The organism is Streptomyces sp. SID5910, from assembly GCF_009862125.1.
GTDB lineage: Bacteria > Actinomycetota > Actinomycetes > Streptomycetales > Streptomycetaceae > Streptomyces.
Genome location: NZ_WWHX01000897.1, coordinates 1 through 8,325 on the forward strand (window position 1 = coordinate 1; position 8,325 = coordinate 8,325).

Below are 8,325 nucleotides of genomic sequence, written 5' to 3' on the forward strand. Positions count from 1 at the left end.
GGGGGTGCCGGGGCCGGTGGTCGGGCCCCGGATCCGGTTCGCCGCGGCTACGGCGGGGGCGGCGGTGCGGGTGGCGGTGGAGCACTGGGCCGCTTCCGCGGAGGAGGCGGGGCGGGCGGTGGACCTCGCGCTGGGGAACCTTGAGGTGTTGAGGGGGTTCGACTGGGAGGGGGCGTAGGCGCGGGGGCGTCTGGCGGGGCGGACCGGGGTGACGGGATGGGTGGCGCGGCTCGGCGTTGGCGAGGTGCCGCCGCGCCCACCCGTGCCGCCCTTGGCGGCACGATTGCCCGCGGTTACGGGGGGCCCGTTGTCACGTCGCTCGGGTCAGGCGGGCTGCCAAGGTTCTTACGCTCGTGATCAGTTCCGGGGGTTCCTCGACGTGGAAGTCTGCGCCCAGCATTGCCAGGCGTACCGCCATCCACTCCACCGGGTCCGAGACCGTGGCCCGTAGGACGCATGACGTGCCGTCGGGCAGTGGCTCCGGTCGGCCCAGCCAGCCCGGCAGGCGTGCCGCGATCTCCCGTGCCGGTGCCGCGAAGGTGACGACGATCTCGTACGAGTCGCCGCGGCGCTGCATGGACCGGCGCAGGTACTCCGCCGCGTCCCCCGCCGGCAGCTCCCGCGGAGCGAACCGCGCGCCCGTGGCGAACGGCTCGCTCACCCGGTCGACCCGGAAGGTCCGCCAGTCGTCGCGGTCGAGGTCGTAGGCGACCAGGTACCAGCGCCGCCCCGTCGAGACCAGCCGGTACGGCTCCGTCACGCGCCGCGACTCGGTGCCGTCGGCGGCGCGGTAGGCGAACCGCAGCCGCTCGCGTCCGGCGACCGTGGAGGCCATCACGGTCAGCGTCTCGGGCGCGATGCTCGGCCCGTCCCCGCTGGTCAGCGGCGTCGTCGCGGCCTGGAGCGTGGTGACCCGGTGCCGCAGCCGCGCCGGCAGCACCTGCTCCAGCTTGGCCAGCGCCCGCACCGACGCCTCGTCCACCCCCTCGACCGCGTGCCCCGCCCCGGCGCGCAGGCCCACCGCGATGGCCACGGCCTCCTCGTCGTCGAGCACGAGCGGCGGCATCGCCTTGCCGGCGACCAGCCGGTACCCGCCGTCGGAGCCCATGGTGGCCTGCACGGGGTAGCCCAGTTCGCGCAGCCGGTCGATGTCCCGCCGGACCGTGCGGCGGGAGACCCCGAGCCGGTCGGCCAGCTCGCCGCCGGGCCATTCACGGGGTGTCTGGAGGAGGGAGAGGAGCGTGAGGAGCCGGGCCGGAGTGTCCGTCGTCATGAGACCGAGGATGCCGCAGATATAGGACGCGTTCTGGCCTAGTACGGTCATAGCTTGCTCCCATGACCTTCACGCACACCCCGGACACACCCCAGGAGCAGCCCGCCGCGGGCGGCGACCGCCGGCGCTGGTTCGCGCTCGCGATCGTGATGACGGCGGCGTTCATGGACCTCGTCGACGTCACGATCGTCAACATCGCGATCCCGTCGATCCAGCGGGACGAGGGCGCCACCGTCAGCCAGATCCAGTGGATCACCGCCGGATACGCCCTCGCCTTCGCCGCCGGCCTGATCACCGGCGGGCGGCTCGGCGACATCCACGGCCGCAAGCGGCTGTTCCTCGTGGGCATCGCCGGCTTCACCCTCGCGTCCGCGCTGTGCGGCTTCGCGGCGAACCCGGAGATGCTGGTCGCCTCCCGCATCCTCCAGGGCGCCATGGCCGCGCTGATGGTGCCGCAGGTGCTGTCGATCGTGCACGCGACCTTCCCGGCGCACGAACGCGGCAAGGTGTTCGGGCTGTTCGGCGCGATCGTCGGACTGGGCGCCGTCTCCGGCCCGCTGCTGGGCGCGCTGCTCACCGAGTGGAACCTCTTCGGGCTGGAGTGGCGGCCCATCTTCCTCATCAACCTGCCGGTCGGCATCGCCGGACTGATCCTCGGCAGCCGCTTCATCACCGAGTCCAAGGCCCCGCGCGCCCTCAAGCTGGACCTCGTCGGCGTCGCCCTGGTCACCCTCGGCCTGCTGATGCTGATCTACCCGCTGACCCGGGGCGAGGAGCTGGGCTGGCCGGTGTGGGGGTTCGTGTCGATGGGCGGCGCGCTCGTCGTGCTCGCGGCGCTGGTGGCGTACGAGCGGCGCAAGAGCGCGCGGGACGGGTCCCCGCTGGTCGAGCTGTCGCTGTTCAAGGTGAAGAGCTTCGCCGCGGGCATCGCCGTGCAGACCGTCTTCGGGGTCGGCCTCGGCATCTTCTTCCTGGTGTGGACCCTCTACATGCAGGTGGGCCTGGGCTGGACGGCGCTGCGGGCCGGTCTGACGGGCGTGCCGTTCTCGGTCGCGGTGTCGACGGCGGCGGGCCTGTCGGTGCAGAAGCTGGTGCCGCGCTTCGGGCGCAAGGTGCTCCAGGCGGGCGCGCTGGTGATGGCGGCCGGTGTGCTGCTCTACATCTGGGAGGCCGGGCGGTACGGCCTCGGCATCACGTCCTGGCAGATGGCGCTGCCGCTCGTCGTGATGGGCCTCGGCATGGGCCTGATCGTCGCCCCGCTGACGGACGCCGTGCTGTCCCAGGTGCCGCGCGAGCACGCCGGCGCCGCGTCCGGGCTGATCAACACCGTGCAGCAGATGGGCAACGCGCTCGGGCTCGCCCTGGTGTCGGTGGTCTTCTTCGGCACGATGGACGACCACCTGACCCGGGCCGGCATCGGCCCCGCCTACGCGGACGCCTTCCAGAACGCCCTGGGCTGGGTGGCCGCGGTGCTGGGCGCCATCTTCCTGCTGATGTTCGCCCTGCCCAAGCGGCCGGCCCAGCACCTGGAGGGGGCCGAGGGACCGGAGGACGCCGCGGCGGGGGAGACGACGAAGGAGCCCGCGCTGGTCTGACGGCGCTGACGGCGGGAACGGACACGCGGGTGGGCCCGGCACTGCGGTGCCGGGCCCACCCGCGTCTGCGCCGCCCTCCCTCCGAGGCGCGCCCGTTCATGCCCGGTTGTGTCTGATCGTTTCCGCTTGCCGGTTTACATTCCCGAAAACCGCGCGTAGCCTCCGGGGAAACCACACGTTCGGGCACAGATGGAGGTGAACAGGCATGTACGCACCGGAGCGGCAGCAGGAGATCCTCCGGCTCGCCCGGGACGGCGGCCGGGTGGACGTCGTGTCGTTGGCCGAGGAGTTCCAGGTGACGGCGGAGACCATCCGCCGCGACCTCAAGGCCCTCGACCGCGCCGGTCTGCTCCGCCGGGTGCACGGCGGCGCCATCCCCGCCGGGCGCCTCGACTTCGAGCCGGACCTCGCCGAGCGCGAGTCCACGGCGGCCGGCGAGAAGGAACGCATCGCCAAGGCGGCCCTCGCCGAACTGCCCGCCGAGGGCACGGTCGTCCTCGACGCCGGTTCGACGGTGGCCGGACTGGCCGCCGTCTTCCCGCCCGAGGCGCGCCTGACCGTCGTCACCCACAGCCTGCCCATCGCGGCCCGCCTCGCCGACCACCCCGGCATCCAGCTCCACCTGGTCGGCGGGCGCGTGCGGCACCGTACGCGGGCCGCCGTGGACGCCTGGGCGCTGCGCGCGTACGGCGAGATCCGCGCCGACGTGACCGTGGTGGCCGCCAACGGCTTCTCCGCCGAGCACGGCCTGACCACCCCCGACCTCGCCGAGGCCGCGGTCAAGCGGGCCGCCGTCGCCGCGGCCCGGCGCGTGGTGCTGCTCGCCGACTCCTCCAAGCACGGCCAGGAGCACTTCGCCCGCTTCGGCGCCCTGAGCGACGTGGACCTGCTGATCACCGACAGCGGGCTGAGCCCCGACGACGCCGCCGCCATCGAGCGCGCCGGCACGGAAGTAGTACGCGCATGATCCTCACCGTCACCCCCAACCCGTCGCTGGACCGCACCTACGAGGTGCCCTCCCTGGACCGCGGCGAGGTCGTCCGCGCCACCGGCGAGCGGGTCGACCCCGGCGGCAAGGGCGTGAACGTCTCGCGCGCGGTCACGGCGGCCGGGCGGCGCACCGTCGCCGTCCTGCCCCTCGGCGGCGCCCCCGGCGCGCTCGTCGCCGACCTGCTCGACGCGCAGGGCATCGAGGTCGCGCCGGTTCCCGTCGCCGGGGCCACCCGCTCCAACATCGCCCTCGCCGAGGCCGACGGCGTCCTCACGAAGATCAACGCGCCGGGCCCCGAACTGTCGCCGGCCGAACAGGAACTGCTCCTGGAGACCGTACGGCGCGAGTCGCGCGGCGCCGACTGGATCGCCTGCTGCGGCAGCCTGCCCCGCGGACTCGCGCCCTCCTGGTACGCCGCCCTGGTCGCCCGCGCGCACGACGCCGGGGTCCGCATCGCCCTCGACACGTCCGGGCCCGCGCTGCGCGAGGCGCTGGGCGAGCGGCCCGACGTGGTCAAGCCCAACGCCGAGGAGCTCGCGGAGGTCGTCGGACGCCCCCTGGCCACCGTCGGCGACGCCCTGAAGGCAGCCGAGGAGCTGCGGGAGCTGGGCGCGCGTGCCGTGCTCGCCAGCCTGGGCGCCGACGGGCAGCTGCTCGTGGACGACGCGGGCACCTGGTTCGGCAGCGCCCGCGTCGACGCCGTACGCAGCAACGTCGGCGCCGGTGACTCCTCGCTCGCCGGCTTCCTCGTCGCCGGCGGCAGCGGACCGGACGCCCTCGCCTCCGCCGTCGCCCACGGCGCCGCGGCCGTCCGGCTGCCCGGCAGTGTCATGCCGACCCCGGCCGACCTGGACCCGGCCGCGGTGACCGTCACCGACCGGGTGCCGGTGGACCGCGCGCTGACGGAGCCGGTGTCATGACCGGCCGGCCCCGCCGTCTCCCCGGCTCTCCCCGACGTACCCCCGTCCCCACCCTCGCCCACCGCTGTGCGTTCCGGGCGATACGCGAGCTAAGGAGCCCGCGATGAGCGACATGATCACCGCGGACCTGGTCGACCTCGACCTGTCCGCCGACACCAAGGAAGCGGCGGCGCGCGCCCTCGCCGAGCGCATGGCGGCCCAGGGCCGGGTGACCGACCTGGAGGGCTTCCTCGCCGACGTGGCCGCCCGCGAGGCGCAGATGCCGACCGGCCTGGACGGCGGCATCGGCATCCCGCACTGCCGCAGCGAGCACGTCACCGAGCCGACCCTCGCCTTCGGCCGCAGCGCGCTCGGCATCGACTTCGGCGCGGCGGACGGCCCGGCCGACCTGATCTTCCTGATCGCCGCTCCGGCGGGCGCCGACGACGCCCACCTGACGATCCTCTCCGCCCTGGCCCGGCAGCTCATGAACGCCGAGTTCACGGCCGCGCTGCGCTCGGTGGGCGACGCCGGGGCCGCCGCGGCGCTGATCCGCGGGGACGAACCGGCCGCGTCCGACGGCGCCGAGGACTCCGTGGCGGTCTCGGCGGCGGCCTCCGCCGAGACCGCCACGGGCAGCACCGACGAGGGGCCCGGCGGGGAGCCCGACGAGGGGCCTGGCGGCGAGTCCGGCGAGGGGCCTGGCGAGGACGCGGCCGAACCCGGGCGCCCCTTCCATATCGTCGCCGTCACCTCCTGCCCCACCGGCATCGCGCACACCTACATGGCGGCCGAGTCGCTGGAGAACGCGGGCCGCGAGGCCGGCGTCGAGATCACCGTCGAGACCCAGGGCTCGGCCGGCTTCACCCGGCTCGACCCGGCGGTGATCGCGGCGGCGGACGGCGTGATCTTCGCCCATGACGTGCCAGTGCGCGACAAGGACCGCTTCGCCGGGAAGGCCACCGTCGACACCGGCGTCAAGGCCGCCATCAACCGGCCCGGCGAGCTGATCACCGAGGTCCGCGGCAAGGCGGCCCGCGGCGAGACCACCTCCGCGTCCCCGGGCGCGACGCCCGTCGAACGCGGCGGCGAGCCCGGCGAGGGCTACGGCACCAAGCTGCGCACATGGCTCATGTCGGGCGTCAGCTACATGGTCCCCTTCGTCGCGGCGGGCGGTCTGCTGATCGCCCTCGGCTTCGCGATCGGCGGCTACGAGATCAACAAGGCTCCGTCGGTGATGGACCACTTCGTGTGGACGCAGGCCGACAGCTGGGCGGCGCTGCTGTTCCAGATCGGCGGCGTGGCCTTCGGCTTCCTCGTGCCCGTCCTCGCCGGTTACATCGCCTACGGCATGGCCGACCGGCCCGGTCTCGTCCCCGGCTTCGTCGGCGGCTCGATCGCGCTGACCATCGACGCGGGCTTCCTCGGCGGCCTGGCGGCGGGTCTGATCTCCGGTGCCGTGGTGATGGCGATCCAGCGGGTGCGGATCCCGGCCGCGCTGCGCGGCATCATGCCGATGGTGGTGATCCCGCTGATCTCCTCGGCGGTCGTCGGCTTCCTGATGTTCGTGGTGATCGGCAAGCCCATCGCGTCCGCGCAGAAGGCGATGACCGACTGGCTGAGCGGGCTGTCCGGCGCCAACGCCGTCCTGCTCGGCGCGCTGCTCGGCCTGATGATGTGTGCCGACCTCGGCGGCCCGGTCAACAAGGTCGCCTACGCCTTCGCCACCGCCGGCATCGCGGTCAGCGACCCCAGCGACTCCGCGATGAAGATCATGGCGGCGGTCATGGCGGCCGGCATGGTCCCGCCGCTGGCGATGGCCCTGGCCACGACCGTGCGCGGCCGGCTCTTCAACGCCGCCGAGCGCGAGAACGGCAAGGCCGCCTGGGTGCTGGGCGCCTCCTTCATCTCGGAGGGCGCGATCCCGTTCGCCGCGGCCGACCCGCTGCGGGTCATCCCCGCGTCGATGGCGGGCGGCGCGCTCACCGGCGCCCTGTCGATGGCCTTCGGCGCGACCCTGCGCGCCCCGCACGGCGGCGTCTTCGTGGTCCCGCTGATCGGCAACCCGCTGCTCTACCTGGTCGCCGTCGCGGCCGGCGTCTGCGTCACCACGGCCCTGGTGATCGTCCTCAAGGGCCTGCGCAAGCCGGCGCCCGGAGCGGCGGCACCCGGAACCGGCGACGCGGACCCCTCGGCCTCGACGGCGGGGACGAAGCAGCCGGTGGCGGCCTGAGGCAGTCTCTCGGCGGGGCCGGGTCCGACGCGGGCCCGGCCCCGCCGTCGTACGTCCGACCCGTGACGGCGGCTCAGGACACCTGCGCCGCGCGCCGCTCCATGGCCCGGCGGGCCGCGTCCTCGCTGACGTACACCTCGCACATGTGCCGCCCGTCGGGCGTGGCCGTGTGCTCGACCTCCCACAGGGAGACCTCGGCGCCGTCCCGCAGCAGGAAGGCGTGCTCGTACAGCGAGAAGCCGATCGCGGCGCGGCCCGTGCGGCCGGGGCCGCCGAAGGCCTGGGTGATCTGGTGCGCGGACGCCGTGGCCAGCAGGGCGGCGGTGTCCGCGCCGGGCCGGTCCGCGTTCTCCGCGCGCCGCAGCAGCCGGCGTGCGTGGTCCACCGTGCCGCCCCGGACGTAGACGTGCCGCGGGGTGGGGATCGGCGACAGCTGCACCGGCACCGGCAGTTCGAAGTCCGGCGTGTCCGGCGGCAGCGCCAGCCTCGACGTGGCGGCGCGGACCTCCTCCTCGTCGACGTACACCTCGTGCTGCGCCTCGCCGCCCGGTGCGGTGTTGTGGACGAGCTCCCAGAGGGTGAGCGCCGAGCCGTCGGCGAGCAGCCACGTGTGCCGGTACGTCTCGCGGTGCAGCCCCGCGCTGTGGTGCGCGGAGTGCAGCGAACCGTCGTACGCCAGCGCGCAGTCCAGTCGCCCCATCGTCTCGTCGGGCAGCTCGAACGAGTTCAGGGCTCGGCCGAGCAGTCGCATGAGGTGCTCCTCCGGAGACTCGGGCGACTCGGCTGGTTCGTACGCTGCCGTCTCGTACGGAACGCTCAAGGTTTCTCCCGGCGTTGCTGCATGTCACCTGGTGGGTGCATACCGTAGCCCCTCGGTCGGACATCATGTTTGGGAACCGGGAAAACGTACGCACGAAAAACGCGCGGGCCGCGCGAGAAGTTCCCGCGCGACCCGTCGATCCGTCAAAATCCGCTGCTCAGCGACCTGTCGGCCGATACGAGTGGGCTCACACGGCGCTGCCCGCGACCCACTCGCTCCAGCCCATGTTCCAGCCGTTGAGGCCGTTGTCCGGCGCGATCGTGTCGTCCGGGGAGTTCTTGACGACGACGAGGTCCCCGATGAGCGACTGGTCGTAGAACCACTTGCTCGGGGTGTCGCCCTGGCCGCCCTGCACGTCCCGCAGGCCCACGCAGCCGTGGCTCGTGCCCTGGCGGCCGAACGGCGGATTGCCCGGCAGATACCAGTAGTTGCCGTGGATGAACGTGCCGCTGCTGCTCAGCCGCATCGCGTGCGGCACGTCCGGGATGTCGTACTCGCCGCCGAAGCCGACCGT

At 73.8% G+C, this 8,325-nt stretch carries 7 protein-coding genes; 4 read left to right on the plus strand and 3 right to left on the minus strand.

Going from position 1 to position 8,325, the window contains the following annotated elements; all coding sequences use genetic code 11:
• Positions 1–310: 310 nt before the first annotated feature.
• The gene (locus tag GTW67_RS31540) at positions 311–1,273 is read right to left on the minus strand and encodes a helix-turn-helix transcriptional regulator (protein ID WP_161168166.1); all 963 of its coding nucleotides are present in this window, start codon (positions 1,271–1,273) and stop codon (positions 311–313) included.
• Positions 1,274–1,335: 62 nt separating this feature from the next.
• Between GTW67_RS31540 and GTW67_RS31545 the strand changes: the two genes are divergently transcribed.
• The 4 genes from GTW67_RS31545 to GTW67_RS31560 all read left to right on the plus strand — a co-directional run bounded on the left by GTW67_RS31545 (position 1,336) and on the right by GTW67_RS31560 (position 6,991).
• Positions 1,336–2,868: an MFS transporter gene (locus GTW67_RS31545; RefSeq protein ID WP_161168167.1), complete on the plus strand. Its 1,533-nt coding sequence runs from the start codon at positions 1,336–1,338 to the stop codon at positions 2,866–2,868.
• Between the two features lie 205 nt (positions 2,869–3,073).
• A complete protein-coding gene (locus GTW67_RS31550; RefSeq protein ID WP_161168168.1) occupies positions 3,074–3,835 on the plus strand; it encodes a DeoR/GlpR family DNA-binding transcription regulator in 762 nt (253 codons plus the stop codon).
• Positions 3,832–4,779 (plus strand): 1-phosphofructokinase, encoded by a 948-nt coding sequence (gene pfkB / locus GTW67_RS31555; RefSeq protein ID WP_161168169.1) that lies wholly within the window; start codon positions 3,832–3,834, stop codon positions 4,777–4,779. Before GTW67_RS31550 ends, pfkB begins: the two co-directional genes overlap by 4 nt.
• 103 nt (positions 4,780–4,882) lie before the next feature.
• Positions 4,883–6,991 carry a PTS fructose transporter subunit IIABC gene (locus tag GTW67_RS31560; RefSeq protein WP_161168170.1) on the plus strand — a complete coding sequence of 703 codons (2,109 nt, stop codon included), beginning with the start codon at positions 4,883–4,885 and terminating at the stop codon, positions 6,989–6,991.
• 73 nt (positions 6,992–7,064) lie between these two features.
• Here GTW67_RS31560 and GTW67_RS31565 read toward each other — a convergent pair whose 3' ends face one another.
• On the minus strand, positions 7,065–7,811 hold the full coding sequence (locus tag GTW67_RS31565) for a DUF6227 family protein (RefSeq protein ID WP_161168171.1): 747 nt from the start codon (positions 7,809–7,811) through the stop codon (positions 7,065–7,067).
• 187 nt (positions 7,812–7,998) lie between these two features.
• On the minus strand, positions 7,999–8,325 hold a 327-nt coding region (locus GTW67_RS31570), incomplete at its 5' end, for a L,D-transpeptidase (protein ID WP_161168172.1).